We start from the raw sequence: 17,048 nt of genomic DNA, 5'->3' as shown, positions 1-17,048 counted from the left end.
TTTGGAGGATTTTATGCTTTAGGGGTTGCTCTTCTAATGATTAAACAATAAGAAGTTTTTTGAAAAAATCCTTTAATGACCACAACTGAACATTTTGTAAATACATTTTTTATAATCCACTACCGTTTTACAGGTCGCTCCTTTGGAGCTTAATCTGGTGATTTTATAATGTTCTATTAACCGCACCACGATATGGCTTTGAGATATTTTTGCATTTAACGACATTAGGTGTTATCTACCAAATGGAACAATTACTAAAATAGCCCGGATTGAACAGCTTGTTTGAGCTCTTTTTGCTAAAAGGAAAAGGCAAGGCTCAAAAAAGCGAGGAGTGAAAGACGGATTAAGCTCCTGAAAAAAATTGGAGGGTAAGAGAATGGGAGAGTTTGAAAGTTGGAGAGTTGAAGATATACTTACATTATATATATGATAAAAAAATACCTCCGAAAGTTTCAGAGGTAAATGGTATATGAGAAATTTTATTGCTTGCTTTCTGTGTAGATCATTCTAAGAAAATCTCCGTATGATCTATCAATTCCTATTATGTCTCCTGATTTCAAATTTATTCCGGCATCACCAGATTTGTTTGAACTGACTTTAAGTGCAGAAACTTGAAAATATTGAGGAACACCATCTGTATTTGAGATCTTAATTGCCGATCCGAGGAACTTTTTCGTCGAAATTGTATAAACATCTCCACGAACAGTTGTCAGTGAGAGGTAAGATCTTGGTTCAAGGACATAATTTTTTTTATTTACACTAATTGTCTGAGATTTTTCTGCGGAAGAGAACAGGTAAAGTTGCTGTGAATTCCTAGAAAGCCCTTCTTTTGTGATATAAAAAAGTTTAATTCTATAGTTCGCAGGATTAAAAGGTTGTTCAATCTCATCAACTGTTTCAAAAGGCTGGTAAGCAAAAGCATTCGCACCAATCTCTTTTGCCTTTTTATAAATTTTAGAGAAAACTTTTTCGTCATCAGAAGAAAATCCTTGAACATCAATCTGACCAAGGTATTCTGCAGGTGTCTCTTTACTAATTTTAATAAAAATTTTATCTGTATTATCATTGACCTTTGCGACTTTAGACAAATAAACATCTTGAGCACTAAATAATGCAAAGGTAAAAGCAAAAATAAAAGCGATTATATTTTTCATTTTAATTTGAAAGTATATTTACACAATCTTCTAAACTGTTTTCCCAATGTTTTGGCTCAATCTTGTAAATCTGTTCAATTTTGTCGAGGCACATTGTACTTCTTTTGGGTCTTCTTGCCGGAGTTGGGTACTGCTCTGTCGTTAATGCATTCAGCTTTACTGATGATTTGGAGAATTCAGCAATTTTTTTTGCAAATTCAAACCACGTTGTTTCCGGATAATTTGAAAAATGGAAAACACCAAAAGTTTTATTTGGATTTTCTATAATACTCATAATTGCTTCCGCCAAATCATTAGCATTGGTTGGTTGCCCAAACTGATCGGCAACAATTCCCAACTCATCTTTTTGCGAGAATAAGTTAAGCATTGTTTTCACAAAATTTTTATTGAATTCTGAATACAGCCAAGAAGTTCTTAAAATAATGGTTTTAGGATTATTTTCTAAAGCCAGCTCCTCTCCTTTCAATTTAGATTCACCATAAACTCCGATAGGTCTTGTAAAATCATCTTCCGAATAATCTAAATTGGTTTCGCCATCAAATACATAATCGGTCGAAACGTGAATGAAAACCGTTTTATAATCGGCGCACGCTTTTGCAAGATTCCCTACTCCATCTGCGTTGACAGCGAAAGCTTTTTCCTTTTCTTTTTCGGCAAGATCTACCGCGGTATATGCTGAAGCATTGATGCAAAAATCTGGTTTTTGATCATAAAAAAAATCATTAATCTGATCTTCGTCTATGATATCTAAAGATTGAGAATCTGTAAAAATAAATTCATAATTTTTTTCAAAATCGGGAGCAATTTTTCTGATACAGTTTCCTAATTGACCGTTACTTCCTACTACAAGTATTTTTTTCATTGAATTGATTTTATGAATTTTTTGCATTTTGTGATCTTAAAAACTTTACTCTCGACTGAAAGTCTTTTTGCTCTAAGTCAACATAAAACTTTCCAAAAGTCTGCATGATTTCTTCCGGATGAATTTCAGAACGTCTTGTTTTTATATTAAAATAAATTACCGTCACCCAAAGCACCGCATGGATTGTTTTTTCATCAAGACTTTTCATCAGGATTTCTACTTTAGAAATTCGGTCTCCTATTTCAATCGTTTTACTGCTGATAACAACCTGAGTATTGTATTTTACTTCTTTTAAGTAAGCAATTTCATTTTGAATGGCAATCCAGGTACAGCCCGTTTTTTTAGTATATTCTTCATAAGTAAAGCCATAGAAAGTTTCTACATGATCTTCTCTGGCATTGAACATGTAATCCAGGTATTTTACATTATTTAAATGCCCAATCGGATCACAATCACTGAATCTTACTTTTACGGTAGTTGAGACTTCTTTTTCCATAGCGCAAAAATAAAAAAACCACTTCGAAATGAAGTGGTAGTTTTTATAAATCTTTGTTAATTTCAGAAATTATTGAAGACCTAATTCTTTTTTAACAGCTGCAGTTGCGTCAGGACCTCCTTTATAGATAAGACCTGTAGAGTTTGTATCCATTACATAATCATAGCTGTTTGCTTTAGCTACTTTGTTTACAGCGTCCATTACTTTCTTTTCGATAGGAGCATAAGCTAATTTTTCTTTTTCAGCAAGATCTTTTTGTGCTCTTTCGCTCATTTGTTGAGCTTCAGTCTGTAACTTCTGCATTTCCTCTTGTCTAGCTTTGTTTTCAGCTTCAGATTTTGTAGGAGCTTCTTTAGTATACAAAGCATATTTTGTTTGCATAACATCAGTCTTCTTCTTTATCTCAGCTTCTTTCACATCAAGGAAAGCTTTTAAATCTGTATCTGCTTTTTTCTTCTCAGGCATTGCATTAAGTACGCTTACTAAGTCTAGAGTAGCAATTTTTTGAGCTTTTGCCATCCCAACTGAGACAAACATCATTACTGCTCCAAATAATACACTTAATTTTTTCATAACGGGTAATAAATAATTAATTTGTTTTTAGATTTTAAATTTAAGTAAAAGTTAAGTTCTGGTAAAACTTTTACTATTTTTTATTTGTTTTCTTTTCTTTTTCTTTCTCGGTTCCTTTTAGTAATACAGCCAATACTTTATCTGTATAATCATATCTTGGTTCATAAGAAAGAACATTGTCTCTATTTTTATCAAAAACTATACCTAATCCGTTTTTTGCGATTACAGTACGGAGAGCGGTATAAATCTGATCTTGAAAAGGCTCTACCAAATTAGCACGAAGCTGATTGATCTCGCCGGTTTTACCAAATCTTAAACTTAGTGTCGTCTGAATACTTTTTTCTAAGTCTAAAACTTCTTTTTCTCTAAGCTTAAGCTGATCACCAATTAATAAAACTTTTTCACTCTCAAAAGCCGATTTTTTTTGCTCGTATTGTGATTGAACGCTTTTAATTTCTTGTTCCCAAGTATCAATCTGAGCATTAAGCCTTGCTTCTGCTTCTTTATATTGAGGCATTTTATCCAAAATATATTGGGTGTCAATGACTCCTATTTTCTGAGCATTGCTAAATCCGAAAAGCAAAATTACTGCTAAAGTGAAAAGAGTTTTAAAATTTTTCATACTATTATAAAGATTGGTTCATTAAGAAGTGGGTTCTACCTCCAGAAACATCACCACTGATTGTTTTATCAAATCCGTAAGCGAAATCAAATCCTATTAAACCAAATGCTCCCATATAAACTCTTACCCCTACACCAACAGATCTTTTAAGCTGGAACGGATTGTAGTCTCCCCACTTATTCCAAACGTTACCTCCTTCTGCAAATGTAAGTGCATAAATTTTAGCTGTTTGATTTAATGAAATCGGATATCTTAATTCTAACGTAAATCTGTTGTAAATAGTACCTCCACCTCTTTGAGTGATATCTTCAGCCTGTCCACCATAAGTAGAAGCGTTTTCATAACCTCTTAACGGAATCAATTCTCTACCATCAAATCTACCTCCAAAAAGTCCGGTTCCACCCACGTAGAATCTTTCAAATGGCGGTGCACCTAATTCCTTATTATAACCATCCATGAAGCCCATTTCAGCAGAAGATCTTAAAACTAATTTCCCAATAACTTCATTGTAAACGTCAGCTTTAAACTTTATCTTATAAAATTCCATCCACTTATACTTTTCTGTAGGTGACATCGTTGAGTAATTTTTATTACTAAACAATGAATATGGTGGAGTAAACTTACCTGACAATTCAATATTTGAACCCACTGTAGGGAAAATAGGATCTATACCTGCAGAGTTTCTGCTTAACCCAACATTTAAACTTAAATTGTTTGCATTACCATATAATTCTGTGGTATCACCAAACTCAAAAGGATAATTGCTAAAGTTATACTTCTGGAACTGGATTCCTGTATATAACGAAAAATAATCATCCGGCCATTTCAACCATCTGTTCAGACCAACAGTAGCAGAAAAAATATTTAATCTCTGATCCGGTCCAGTAACTTGGCTATAGTTAACTCTTGAATTATTTAAACTTACAGAAAGAGCAGTTGGTTTTGTGCCAAACAACCAAGGTTCTGTAAATGAAACTCCATAATTCTGGAAATATTGTCCCGCTTGAGCCTGAATAGATAAAGTTTGACCATCACCTTGAGGTACAGGTCTAAAATCTTTAAACTTCAAGAAGTTCTTCAATGAGAAGTTATTGAAAGTAAGTCCTAGAGTTCCGATGAAGCTGTTACCACCGTAACCAGCCTGTAACTGAACCTGAGAAGAACCTTTTTCTACCAATTTCCAACCGATATCAACCGTATTATCTTGCTGATTTGGCTGAATATCCTGACCGATCTGTTGAGGATCAAAGAATGACATTGATGCCAAATCAAAGAATGTTCTTTTGATTTCTGTTTTCTTAAATAATTCTCCCGGTTTGGTTCTTAATGCTCTCAAAATCACATGGTCATGAGTTGTTGTGTTACCAGACCAAGTTACTTTATTCCAACTTGCCTGCTCACCTTCAACAATTCTGATTTCAAGATTAATTGCATCACCGTTAACCGATTTTTCTACAGGAGTAACGTTTGAGAAAAGATAACCGTTATTCATGTATATCGATTTGATATCAGAATCATCTTCTTTTCCTCCGTCTTCCCCTACTTTTTTGTTGAAACCTACTGCATCATAAATATCTCCTTTCTTATATCCTAAGATTCTTTGAAGATATTCTGTTGAATAAACTGTATTCCCGGTAAAAGTGATATCACCGATGTAATATTTTTTACCTTCTTTTAGTTTAACATTGATTTCGTAGTTATTTTTTTTATTCCTCCACACAGAATCAGAAACAATTGCGGCATCTCTGTATCCTAATGAATTGTAATAATTAATTAAGCTTTGCTTGTCTTCCTGGTATTTTTCTTCAACAAATTTTGAAGACTTTAAAATACCTCCGATTCCAAATCTTTTTTGTTTGGTTTCTTTGAAAGCTTTTTTTCTAAGTTTTGCATCAGTTACATTTTCGTTTCCTTCAAACTCGATGTGGCTGATTTTAATTCTTTTTCCTTTGTCTACATTAATTGTCCAGTCAACAAGGTTAGGATCGCTTGCGTTTACCTTATCCTGAATTGTGATTTTCGCATCTGCGAAACCTTTTTTAACGTAATCTTTAGGAATATTTGTTTTAAGGCTTGAAACAAGATTTTGGGTAATCTTAGTTCCTGGCTTTAAATTATTATCTTTTGCTAATTTTTCGTTTTTAGACTTTCCGATTCCTTTTCCTGTAAATTTTACTTCTCCAAGGTCTTTTAAGTCTTGTAGATAAAATCTAAGAACAACAGTCTGTCCCTCGATGCTTTCTACATAAACTTCCACTTCAGAGAAAGATTGAGAATCCCAAAGTTTTTTGATAGCATTACTTACCTTTTGCCCCGGAATATCTACAATTTCGCCTTTTGATAAGCCTGTAAATCTAAAGATCTGAGCTGGTGTGTATTTTTTTACCCCATCAACAACAATGTCCTTCAGCGTGTAAGTTCCTGTTTGATTTTCTGCAAGAACAGCAGCGGTCTCAACCTTTGTACTGTCTTGCGGAGTTACCTGTCCATAAAAATGTGCAGAAGCAGCAAACATAATGATGGGTAATAGTCTAAACTTCATTTTATCGTAATCTTTCTTTTCTTAAAATTTACTGAATTTGAATTTGGTCGCCTGTAAGACCATATCTTCTTTCCTTATTTTGATAATCAACAATACATTGGAAGAAAATATCTTTTGTAAAGTCTGGCCACAGAACATTGAGAAACTGAAGTTCTGCATAAGCAATCTGCCAAAGCAAAAAATTACTTATCCTTATTTCACCACTTGTTCTGATAAGTAAATCCACTGGTGGAAAATCTTTTGTATAAAGATAGTTTTCAAATAATTTTTCATCAATATTCTCCACTTCCAGCTTTCCATCTTTTACATCGGAGCTTATATTTTTTACAGCATTTAGTATTTCGCTCTGTGAGCCATAGCTTATTGCTAAAACCAAATTTCCTTTTGTGTTTTCTTTTGTAAGATCAACGACACTAAGTAATTGATCTTTTACCATAACCGGTAATTTATCTAAGTTACCAATGACATGCATTCTTAATCCCTTCGTGAAAATTTCCTCAGCCTCTAATAAAAGCGTCTCGGCAAGCAAACCCATTAAAGTGTTTACTTCATCTGCAGGTCTATTCCAATTTTCAGAAGAAAATGTATAAAGAGTAAGATATGGTATATGAATCTCATTACATGCATTAATAGCGTTTCTCACTGCATTAATGGCATTCTTGTGGCCAAAAGTTCTTTCTTCACCACGAGATTTTGCCCATCTTCCGTTTCCATCCATAATGATGGCTACATGCTTCGGTAAATTCTCAGAATTTATTTGTTCTTTTATCAACGACATAATTTCTTAATCACAATAACATGGTGGTCTACCAAAAGAATAGGTCAATCCTAAACTGAAAGTATTCATCCAATCTCTAGAATCTGGGTCTCCTACAGATCTATTTCTTATATAAGTTGCTTCTCTTTCTTTAGAAACATTATAATAATTTCCTGTTTGCAGTAAAGAACCTCCCGTTGTAGGGCTCAAAATATCTGCATTATAATTACTAATCACATCTTTTGCAAGAATTTTACTATGATCTAATTGGTCAGTTAAAGCATATCTGAAAGTAGCTTCAGCAAAAATTGCCCATCCGTGATTGAATTTATATTTTAAACCAACTCCGAAAGGAATTTGTGCAACTGTTTTTTTACCCATAGAATATTCTGTGGTAGTAACAAAATCATTTTCATTGATTGGAGCCTGCGCCACACCATCTGCATTTCTTCTGAAATCATGAGTTAAAGTTGCTTTTGGAGCGTCAAACATTAAACCTCCGATCCCCCCAAAAATATAAGGGCTCAACATACTCATTTGCTCATTATTTACCGGGAAGAAATTATATTCAAACACTAAACTAGCTTCATAAATATTATTCTTTCCGAATGAATTTCTGTTTCTTCTGTATTCTTCTTTTGCCGCCTTATCGCTAAACTGTACCTGATTATAACCTAAGTCTAATCTAACCGTCTGATGCGGATTAAAATTAAATCTATATAAAATACCACCATAAAACGGAACACCCCATTCTGAGGCTCTATCCAAATCCAAAGGTTGCTGTAAAATGTAATTGGTTTTCCCTATGTCGCCAACAAGATTACTCATCCCTAAGCGAATTCCCAATTCATTTCTTTGTGCTTTTAAACTTACCACAGTTCCTAAGAGGGTAAGGAAGCTAAACAATAATTTTTTATTCATAAAAGAATATGGATTTATGGTTATTTTAAAAATTAATTTTTGCAAATATAAAACATTTTTATATTAATGATAATCTTAATGTTTAGTTAAAAATAAACAAAAAAATATAATTTGTTATAAAGTAAACGGCAAAGTAACAAATTTATTCTTTTTTTAATAGTTCAGGTAAAATTTACAAACTGTAAATTTTACCTGAACGGCTTTACTTATTTCTATCAAAGTAAGCTCTTACTTTGTTTTTAATTTTGATCAATAATGGCTCTGTATAGTTTTTATCTTCATCAAAATATCCATAGCCGTAACCATAGCCGTAACCATAGCCATAGCCGTAACCTTGTTTAGTAATATAATCATTATAAACAAATCCTAAATGCTTAATCTCGTTATTATGATACTTTTCAGTAATCATTTTAAGCATGTATTTTTCGGTATACTCGTGGCGAACAACATATAAATTAGCATCAGAATACTTCATTAATTCGTAAGAATCTGCAACAAGCCCTACAGGTGGCGAATCTATGATAATAAAATCATATAATGTTTTAAGCTCTTCTATAAACTTCACATTTCTTTCACTCATCAATAATTCAGATGGATTGGGAGGAATTGGCCCTGAAGTAGCCACATCAAGATTAGGAATTTTGGTTTTATTAATAATCTGATCAATTGATGCTTCTCCGGTAAGATAGTTTGAAATTCCAAGTTTATTGTCGATATCAAAGTCTCCGAAAATTTTTGGCTTTCGCAAATCCATCCCCAACAAAATAGTTTTCTTATCACTTAAGCCTAAAACTGATGCAAGATTTATTGAAACATACGTTTTACCTTCTCCTCCAACTGATGAAGTCACCAAAATAACTTTACTACTACTATCCTCTCCTGATAAAAATCTCACATTGGCTCTAACTCCTCTGAAAGCTTCTGCAACAGAAGATTTGGGAGTATTAAGAACAGTAAGCATATTTTGATTATTATTGTTACCAATCACACCCAATAATGGAATTTTAGTGGCACTTATCAATTCTTTGATATTTCTAACTTTACTGTCAAAAAGACTTCCTAAAAGAATTAAAACAAACGGAAATGCAAGAAAACCAGCTAAAATTGTCATTTTTGTACCTTTTACATTGGGACCAATTGGGCCTTGTCCAAGATTTTTCGCCGGGTCAATCACTGTAATATCAGACTGATTGGTTGCCAATCTCATTTGGCTTTCATTCTGTCTGCTAAGCAAACTGTTGTAGGTAGCCTCAATCATATTGTAGCCTCTTTCCGCATCAAGATATTTTCTTTGTTTTTCAGGGTATGCTGTAAGATCTTCGCTTGTTTCTGCAATCTGTTGGTCAATTTTACTAAGTTCTGTAGTATAAACCGTATGAACATTTCTGAGTGATCCTGAAGAGTTGGCCTTTGCTTCACTTATCAATCTATTGATTTCCTTAATCGGTTCCGAATTAGGTGTATAAATTGACGACAGTTCTCTTTTCTTAAGATAAAGAGCTTTTAGCTCAGAAACAGATGCCGTAAAAAGACCATCATCAAAACCAGCCGCAGAAGGACTGATCATTCTATCGAAACCTTGAGACTCTACAGAATTCCTGATACTGTTCAAAGAATTCATTTTGCTGAGTATATCTGCTTTTTTAGCTTCAAGTTCTTTTATTTTTTGTAAAGATTTTTCGTCTCTGTTGGTAATATCATATAACTTTTCTGAGACCTTAAGATAATTGACATAAGCAGCACTTGAATCTAATTTTTTTCTAATATCTGCTAAGCTTCCTTTCAAATACTCTTCTGTGTTTTGATCAACTTTTATTTTATCATTAAATCTTTTCTTCTGAAGCTCAGCTACAGATTTATTGAGGAAATTAACTGTACTATTCAGATTAAAACCTGTTTTAGAAATAATCATGATGGTATTGATTTCTTTATCAAAATCAACACCCACCGTAGAAACAATGCCATTTACAGCATCATTTACCGTAGAAAGATTTACAATAATATTTTCGAGTTTTATCGTAGGAATTACAGGATTTGGAACCAGCCTAAATCTAAGGTTTGGAGTAGTATACCATTCATTAACCTTAATAGTTTTATCGGCAGGTCTTCCATAACTTTCGATGTTCTGAAAGCCTTCAGCGTCATATGAATAGAGTTTAGTAGACTGCCCTTCCTCCGGCAAACTTACCTGATAAGAGCCATTTCCTTTAGGCGTTAATGTAATAGGATAATTTACTTGCTGCAAGTGCTTTCTATCCACTTCCAAAAATACTGGTGAGTCACTTTTATCTAAATAGGTAGATTTAATTACTCCTTTGGTGCTATAATTCACAAAAAGTCCCAGTTCTTTTACTAAAAATTCATTGTGTGATCTAGACAACAGCATTTTTTTCAAATAAATACCATCCTGGTTACCATTTTGCCCCCATATAAAATTAATCGACTGGCTTGGCGTAAAATAACTGGCTGTATTATTTGAAATACTTAGTTTTAAATCTGATGAATAGATATTTTGTGCATAATATTTACCATAAAACCAAGACACACCGTACCCAATAGACAGCATTAAAACAAACCAATACCAATTTCTAAGAATTCTTCTTAAAAAATGTTCAATATCAAACAAAGCAAATGACCCGAATTTCTCTTTTTGCGGCTCATTTTTACCTACTAAAGCTTCTTTTCCTGGAATCATACATTAAAGATTTTTAATAAGTAGATAAATAGACAATGCCGTTGTAAGCACAGAAACTCCACTAATAATTGTTTGTATAGGATCTTTCCCAAAGCCGTTAAGAGCTCTTCTTTGAGTAGTCAGGAAAATCTCGTCTCCATTTTGTACATAGAAGTAGGGAGAATTCATCACGTCTTCTCTTGTAAGATCAATCTTCGCTTTTTTAATTCCTTCCGGCAGTTTTCTGTAAACTACAATGTTTTTACGGTCTATGGTTCTGTTTAACCCTCCGTTAATAGAAATTGCCTCTGTTAACGTTAATGTATTTTTATGAGCTTTTTTTTCTCCTGTAATTCCGGTAGTTTCAATATCCCCTAAAACATAATAGGTTATACCGTCTGTATTGAGTCTTACTTCAGATTTTCCATCCTGAAAATTTTCATTTACTTTTTGTTGAAGCTCCTGAGTAATTTCTTCAATCGTCCTTCCTTCAGCTTTTACATATCCAATACCAAAAACCAGTATATCTCCTTTCGAATCGACCTTTAAACCGTTAAAATAAATCATTGCATTTCCACCAGTCCCGGTTCCGGTTCCGGTTGTATTTCCTCCGCTAAATGAAATGTTATTTCCTGCTGTTTGAGCATTTAAGGAAGAATAAAATTGAGCTGCATCACCTTTAGGAGTTGTTACAATATTTAAGGTTAGCATATCGTTTTTGGTAACCCTGTAAACAGGAATATTGTAGGGAATCAAACCCTCTTCATTAATAACAAGGCTTTCGCTTGGTTGCATATATTTTACATCTTTTGAGGTGATACATGATATCAACAAAAAAGGTAAAACTAAGAATGGGAAGTACTTATAAATTTTCATCGTAATAAATGTAGTTTGCAAAAATAGAATTAATTATTAGTTTTTAGTTTATTATTCCGCAACAGGAAAATAATATCCGGAATATAAGCTCCTAAAAACCCTAAAAACAGAACAAAGACCAATAACAGATTCACATTGGCGTGCCTAAAACAATAGGTAATTGTAACAATAAACAGATAATAACATATAATATAAAAACTAGCTCTCCTGTGTGTTAAATCAAGCTTAAGAAGTTTATGATGAATATGATTTTTATCTGCCTCAAAAGGCGATTTTTTGTTCCAAAGTCTTACTATAATAACATTCAATGTATCAACAATAGGTAAAATAAGAATCGCAACTGCCACTACGGGAGCAGATTTCAAATGATACATCGGAACGTTCATAATTTTTTTATCTATAAAAATATCTATAAAACAGATACATGTAAACGCCAATAAAAACCCTAAAAGCATAGAACCTGTATCTCCCATAAATATTTTTGTCGCCCGTAAATTAGACAAATTATAATATAAAAATGCCAATACAGACCCAATTAAAACAACCGACAAAATAACTAAAGGATAATTATACTCTCCTAAACGATAATAGCTAATTCCGAAAAGAGCGCTGCAAATAAGAGAATAACCACCTGCAAGACCGTCGATGCCATCAATAAGATTAAAAGCATTGATGAGAATAATAAAAGTAATAATGCTAAAAATAACACTTACCAAATAATGAATTTCGTAAACGCCAAAAATTCCAAATAAATTTCTGATTCTCACATCAGAACCAATTACAATAAAAGCCGATACCACAATCTGTGCAACCAACTTTTTGTAAGCACGCATTACAACAATATCATCCATAATCCCTACATAGAGCAGAATGATGAGCGATGCAAAAAGAAATTTATATAAATCGAAAATTTCGTACGCAAAAATTGAAGTACAGATCCCGATGGAATAAAACATCGCAATGCCTCCCAAATTAGGTATTCTTCTGAGATGAGAGCTTCTTACTCCAGGCTCATCCATCAAATTTTTACGTTTCGAAATTTTAATAATTGTGGGAATAGAGAAAAATGTAATTAGAAAAGAAGACAAGAAACCCAACCCTACTTTTATGTAAAAAATAGAAATACCTGTTTCATTTAAGAATAGTTCAAAATTTTTCATCAACTGCTTTTTAAGCGACTAGTTTCCAGCAAATTTTAAAATAAATTTCAAAAAGATTACACTTCTAAAAACCTGTTTCAAAATACTGAAATCTCATTTGTGTTTAATAAGTTTTCGTATTACTTTTTTTTGCCCGATAAAAAAAAGAAGATAGAATATTATTTTTTTCGTGGGTAAAGATAATAGATAATTCTTACCAAAACGACTGTAGCACAATATATCTTTCATTTTAACATCTCTTTTTTTTATAAAATCCTCAAGCTCTTGAGCCATTTCGTAGAATTGGGTTTCATTTTTAACAAAAGCAAGATAAGCCAAAAAGGTATAAATTCCTTCTAAAATTTGAAAACCTTTCAATTCTTTTGTTTTTGAAGAATATTTTGAGATTTTAAAAGCCGTTTCTACATCTTCCACAGCTTTCAGAATATCCAAACCTCTTTCGTTGTGGGTTTTCGAGATAGAATCTGCCCTTTCCAGATATTGATAATGAAAACTTTGTGTCTGTGCTATTGTTTTGCATTCCAACAAAAGCTGGGGAATCAGCTGAATATCTTCAAAATGAATCCCTTTTTTAAATCTTTTGTGCGCAAAAAGTTCCTTTTTAAATAATTTATTACACGCAAAATAACTCAGATCTGAAAAAACCGAAAAATGGTTTTCCAAAACAATCTTTTCAGGCATATTCGGAATTTGCGTCAATTTTTGGATCACATTTCCATCTTCATTCACTTTCTGAATATTGCAGATTACCATTTCAGCATTATTTTTTTCAGCTAGATCAAGCATTTCCGCAAACATCGTTCCAGAAACATAATCGTCACTGTCGACAAATCCCAAATAATCGCCGGCTGCTTTTTCAATTCCGAAATTTCTGGCATCACTCAAACCGCCATTTTCCTTAATAAAAGCTTTTATTTTATTCGGATACTTTTCTGAATATTCATGAATAATACTTTCTGATCCATCGCTGCTTCCATCATTTACAACGATAATTTCAATATTCTGCAAACTCTGATTCACCAAAGAATCGAGACATTTAGCCAGATAATGTTCAACGTTGTAAACAGGAACAATTACAGAAACTTTTGGGATCAGATTTTCCATTGCTTAGATTTTTGTAAATCTTGCGCTCAGCCAGCCTTTTTTAGCTTCATCAAAATCCCTTCTCGAGCATGGGATGCAGTTTTCAATATTTTCATCATCTCCAAAGTACCAAAGATTACTGAAAGTATCGCGCTTGAAAGCATATTGCCGGTCTTCAATCAAAACATAAAACATTTCGTAATGCCTTTCTTTGGGATGCGATTGCTGAATGTTGATTCCTTCAATCAAATACCAAAGCATTTGCGCCAAAAGCTGATGATTGAGCTGGTTTTCAGAATAAATATTATAATTAAAAATCCCTACAGATTTCAGATTTTCGCTTAAGCCGATTTCTTTCATGTAAGCACAAATTTCTCTTCGGTTTAAACCATTCACCTGTGGATTCATCGAAAATGCATCACTGAAGCTTTCAATGGCATCACAATTTACCGTTACCAAATCTGCTTTTCTGAAAAAAGGTTCAGTTTTTTCTGTAGAATTCATCATTTCCGCCAAACGTATTATATCAAACTCAACTTCTTTAATAAGCTTTACAGAATCTTGTTCGTTCAAGTGTTTTTGATACCCTAAATGATGGTAATTTTTAATTGAAAAGTTTTTAGAACCTAAAATTTTACTTAAAAAAGTATGCTCATTAATACTTTCACCCTGTTTTAGAGAAATAATATTGCTGATTTGAGTATAATTAATATTTTTCTGATGAAAATGCAAACCCGAAAATAATGAAAACGCAAAATCATTAGAACCACCAATAATCACCGTAATCGCTCTTTTGTAATGGCACGCCGACAAAACTTCCTGTAAAATATAATGAGAATCTTCCACCGATTTTCCTGAAACCAAATCTCCCAAATCAACAATCGGAATTTCAAAATCTAGCTGCGAAAGTTTATAAAACTCTTTCCTTACCGCCGTAAAATCCTGAACTTCAGCCTCACCATTTGCTCCTCTGTAATCAGAAACAAACAAAAGTACAATGCTGTCTTCTCTTATTTCCTTTGTAATTTTATTGCCAATCTGCCAGTTTTCTGTTCTGAAATTTCTTGGTGAAATGATAAAATCTTCAAAATTCATATTCTCAAATACTTATTAAAGCTCAAAAATATTAAAATTAAATGATTATTGTGATCAACCTTGTCAAAGTTCAAAACTTTGACAAGATTTTCAAGCCTAAGTAGTTTAAGTTTAACCTTTCAAAATCTCAAACACAAAAGTTGTAGAAGTTTCAAAAGCACCACCTTGTGTTGCACCAAATAAAAACTGTGGTTTTTTCCCGTCTTTGCTCATTAAAATCATTGGACGTTCAAGTCTTCCAAATCTTTTTAAATGTTTTGGGGGATTAGCTTCCTGAACGTAAGACTGCATATTTAAGTAAGCGATTTCGGGTTTTGTCCATTCAATCCCGTTTTTTGTGGTTAAATGCAAACCATATTCGTGGTTGAAAAATCCCATATCACGGGCAACCATATGAAACTTTCCGTTTTCTTTCCATATAAAAGCGTCTTCCAATTGCGCATTGTTGGGTAAGTTTGAAAAATCAATCACCGGGTTTTCAGAAACCTTTGTGTAAGGTCCGATTGGAGAATCTGCTTTTGCCAACCCGTATTTTCTGTTACCTCGAACTGTTCCTTTCTGAGTTTCGTATTCTTTAGTGTTCCAAGATTTGTAAAACAGCCAGTATTTTCCGTCATTTCCTTTTACAAAAGCCGGATTTGTGGTACAATGATCATCCCACGAACCTTCTTTTCCGGGAAGAAGCAAAGGCTGATCCGGTCTTTTCCATTCTCCGTCAAGTTTTTTTGAAACAGCCAATCCTATTCTTTTGGTATTCGTTTTTCCGTTGGAAGTTCCCATGAAGAATAGATAATAAAGATCATCAACCTTTTTTATCAGAGGATTATGACAGGTTGTTGCATCCCAAAAACCTTCACCTCTTGGACTAAGAATAACTTCTTTATGTTCAAATTTATCGAATGGAGAATTGGCTTCTGCCCGACAAATTTCAGAACCATTAAGCCAGCCACCCATTCCTTTTTCTTTTTTCCAGCGGGAATAAAAGAGGTGAACCTTGCCGTCTTCACCCCAAATTGGGGAAGAACACCAAATATAATAGCCTTCGAGTTCTAATGAGCGACCGATTGGCTTTAATTTAAAATAAGGTTTTTCTGAAAAATCAAATGTTTTAGTAAATGACGAACCCAAAAACACAGCTTTAATTCCCAATCCTGAGATTTGTAAAAATTCTTTGCGTGAAAAGTTTTTCGGCTGTTCCATATCATAAAATTTGCTACTGCCAAGGTAATGTGATTGATTGTGCAGAGCATCCTGCACTTTCGGGTTTTCTTATAATGGAAATGGTTTGATGATGATTTTTTTGTTTCTACAAGCAATTCGACGTCGCTGATTTTCAATCCGTGGGGGTTTCTTTGATGAAATTTTGTAATTTTAAATAAAAGATTGTTATAACAAACCAAAAGATAACTTGCTTTTAAATCCTAAAAGATGAAGTTATTAACCCAAAATCCCTAAACAGTATGAATTTTAAAACTAAAATAGTTATGATTTTATTATCCTCTTTATTAATTACGAATTGTAAGGAGGAAATGAAAAAATGTGTAAGTCAATCTACCGATACTAATGTAAAACTATATAATGATTTAACAGATCAGTTGATACCTTATTTTTTTAGAGAAGATTATTTAGGTGAAAAAAGATATTTTGATAGTTTAAGAGTTCATGATGATGATTTATATATCGAAGAGAAGACAAAAGCGCACAACGAAATTTTTAATCATCCTGAAAAATTTTGCAATTTGTATATAGATTCTACTAAAAATAAAAATACAGATTTTGCTACAGGTAGTCAAAATTTTATTACAGGTCATCCCGAAGCTCCTATAAATTACATAAAAAGAAGGAAGGAGCTTTTAAAAGAATTTTCCAGTAATACAGATATTATTAAAAATTTAAGCACACGAAGTACTATAAAAGCAAATCAATTTAATTTGTGTACCGCAAAAGTGCTGGATCTGGCAGAGTATGATAAACATACAAATGAATGTGAGATAGGTGTTGTCTATTTTTCAGAGATTGTATTTGATCCTTCTAAAAGAAGAGCATTAGTTTTTGTTGACCATCATATAAAAAATTATTTCCATAGAAATGCTGTATTTAAACTAAGATTGCTTGATAATTATTGGGAAATAGAAGATTATACGATATTGTTAACTTCCTAATTTCCGGCTCTTTTCTTTTTTCCGCTACGCATTCTATGACAAAAAGCAAATAAAAACCGTTAAAATTTAAG

The 17,048-nt window shown here is 32.9% G+C and carries 15 protein-coding genes; 1 reads left to right on the top strand and 14 read right to left on the bottom strand.

From position 1 onward, the window contains the following. Positions 1-479 precede the first annotated feature (479 nt). The 14 genes from OEW74_RS18540 to OEW74_RS18475 all read right to left on the bottom strand — a co-directional run bounded on the left by OEW74_RS18540 (position 480) and on the right by OEW74_RS18475 (position 16,015). Positions 480-1,154, bottom strand: coding sequence for a hypothetical protein (locus OEW74_RS18540; RefSeq protein ID WP_265429882.1), 675 nt, complete (start codon positions 1,152-1,154; stop codon positions 480-482). A gap of 1 nt (position 1,155) precedes the next feature. After that, a complete protein-coding gene (rfbD, locus tag OEW74_RS18535) occupies positions 1,156-2,016 on the bottom strand; it encodes a dTDP-4-dehydrorhamnose reductase (protein ID WP_265429881.1) in 861 nt (286 codons plus the stop codon). Positions 2,017-2,026: 10 nt separating this feature from the next. Continuing rightward, a complete protein-coding gene (locus OEW74_RS18530; protein WP_265429880.1) occupies positions 2,027-2,512 on the bottom strand; it encodes an acyl-CoA thioesterase in 486 nt (161 codons plus the stop codon). Between the two features lie 69 nt (positions 2,513-2,581). Further along, complete coding sequence (locus OEW74_RS18525) at positions 2,582-3,085, bottom strand: OmpH family outer membrane protein (protein ID WP_265429879.1); 504 nt, start codon at positions 3,083-3,085, stop codon at positions 2,582-2,584. 73 nt (positions 3,086-3,158) lie between these two features. Continuing rightward, positions 3,159-3,707, bottom strand: coding sequence for an OmpH family outer membrane protein (locus OEW74_RS18520; protein WP_265429878.1), 549 nt, complete (start codon positions 3,705-3,707; stop codon positions 3,159-3,161). Between the two features lie 4 nt (positions 3,708-3,711). After that, the gene (bamA, locus tag OEW74_RS18515) at positions 3,712-6,249 is read right to left on the bottom strand and encodes an outer membrane protein assembly factor BamA (protein ID WP_265429877.1); all 2,538 of its coding nucleotides are present in this window, start codon (positions 6,247-6,249) and stop codon (positions 3,712-3,714) included. A 28-nt stretch (positions 6,250-6,277) separates the two neighbouring features. Continuing rightward, the gene (gene uppS / locus OEW74_RS18510; protein ID WP_265429876.1) at positions 6,278-7,027 is read right to left on the bottom strand and encodes a polyprenyl diphosphate synthase; all 750 of its coding nucleotides are present in this window, start codon (positions 7,025-7,027) and stop codon (positions 6,278-6,280) included. Between the two features lie 6 nt (positions 7,028-7,033). Next, positions 7,034-7,927 (bottom strand): DUF6089 family protein, encoded by an 894-nt coding sequence (locus tag OEW74_RS18505; protein ID WP_265429875.1) that lies wholly within the window; start codon positions 7,925-7,927, stop codon positions 7,034-7,036. Between the two features lie 202 nt (positions 7,928-8,129). Continuing rightward, positions 8,130-10,622 (bottom strand): exopolysaccharide transport family protein, encoded by a 2,493-nt coding sequence (locus tag OEW74_RS18500; RefSeq protein WP_265429874.1) that lies wholly within the window; start codon positions 10,620-10,622, stop codon positions 8,130-8,132. A 3-nt stretch (positions 10,623-10,625) separates the two neighbouring features. Further along, positions 10,626-11,477: a polysaccharide biosynthesis/export family protein gene (locus tag OEW74_RS18495; protein WP_265429873.1), complete on the bottom strand. Its 852-nt coding sequence runs from the start codon at positions 11,475-11,477 to the stop codon at positions 10,626-10,628. Positions 11,478-11,506: 29 nt separating this feature from the next. Continuing rightward, a complete protein-coding gene (locus tag OEW74_RS18490; protein WP_265429872.1) occupies positions 11,507-12,637 on the bottom strand; it encodes a glycosyltransferase family 4 protein in 1,131 nt (376 codons plus the stop codon). 93 nt (positions 12,638-12,730) lie between these two features. Next, positions 12,731-13,741 (bottom strand): glycosyltransferase, encoded by a 1,011-nt coding sequence (locus OEW74_RS18485; protein WP_265429871.1) that lies wholly within the window; start codon positions 13,739-13,741, stop codon positions 12,731-12,733. Between the two features lie 3 nt (positions 13,742-13,744). Further along, positions 13,745-14,815 (bottom strand): formimidoylglutamase, encoded by a 1,071-nt coding sequence (locus tag OEW74_RS18480; protein WP_265429870.1) that lies wholly within the window; start codon positions 14,813-14,815, stop codon positions 13,745-13,747. Between the two features lie 111 nt (positions 14,816-14,926). Continuing rightward, complete coding sequence (locus OEW74_RS18475; RefSeq protein ID WP_265429869.1) at positions 14,927-16,015, bottom strand: glycoside hydrolase family protein; 1,089 nt, start codon at positions 16,013-16,015, stop codon at positions 14,927-14,929. A 260-nt stretch (positions 16,016-16,275) separates the two neighbouring features. Here OEW74_RS18475 and OEW74_RS18470 point away from each other — a divergent pair, with 260 nt between their 5' ends. Beyond that, positions 16,276-16,977 carry a hypothetical protein gene (locus OEW74_RS18470; RefSeq protein WP_265429868.1) on the top strand — a complete coding sequence of 234 codons (702 nt, stop codon included), beginning with the start codon at positions 16,276-16,278 and terminating at the stop codon, positions 16,975-16,977. Positions 16,978-17,048 lie beyond the last annotated feature (71 nt).

It is taken from the genome of Chryseobacterium sp. YIM B08800, from assembly GCF_026163565.1.
Lineage (GTDB): Bacteria > Bacteroidota > Bacteroidia > Flavobacteriales > Weeksellaceae > Chryseobacterium.
Note: the sequence above shows the minus strand (reverse complement) of the source record. Positions and strands in the feature narration are given on the sequence as shown.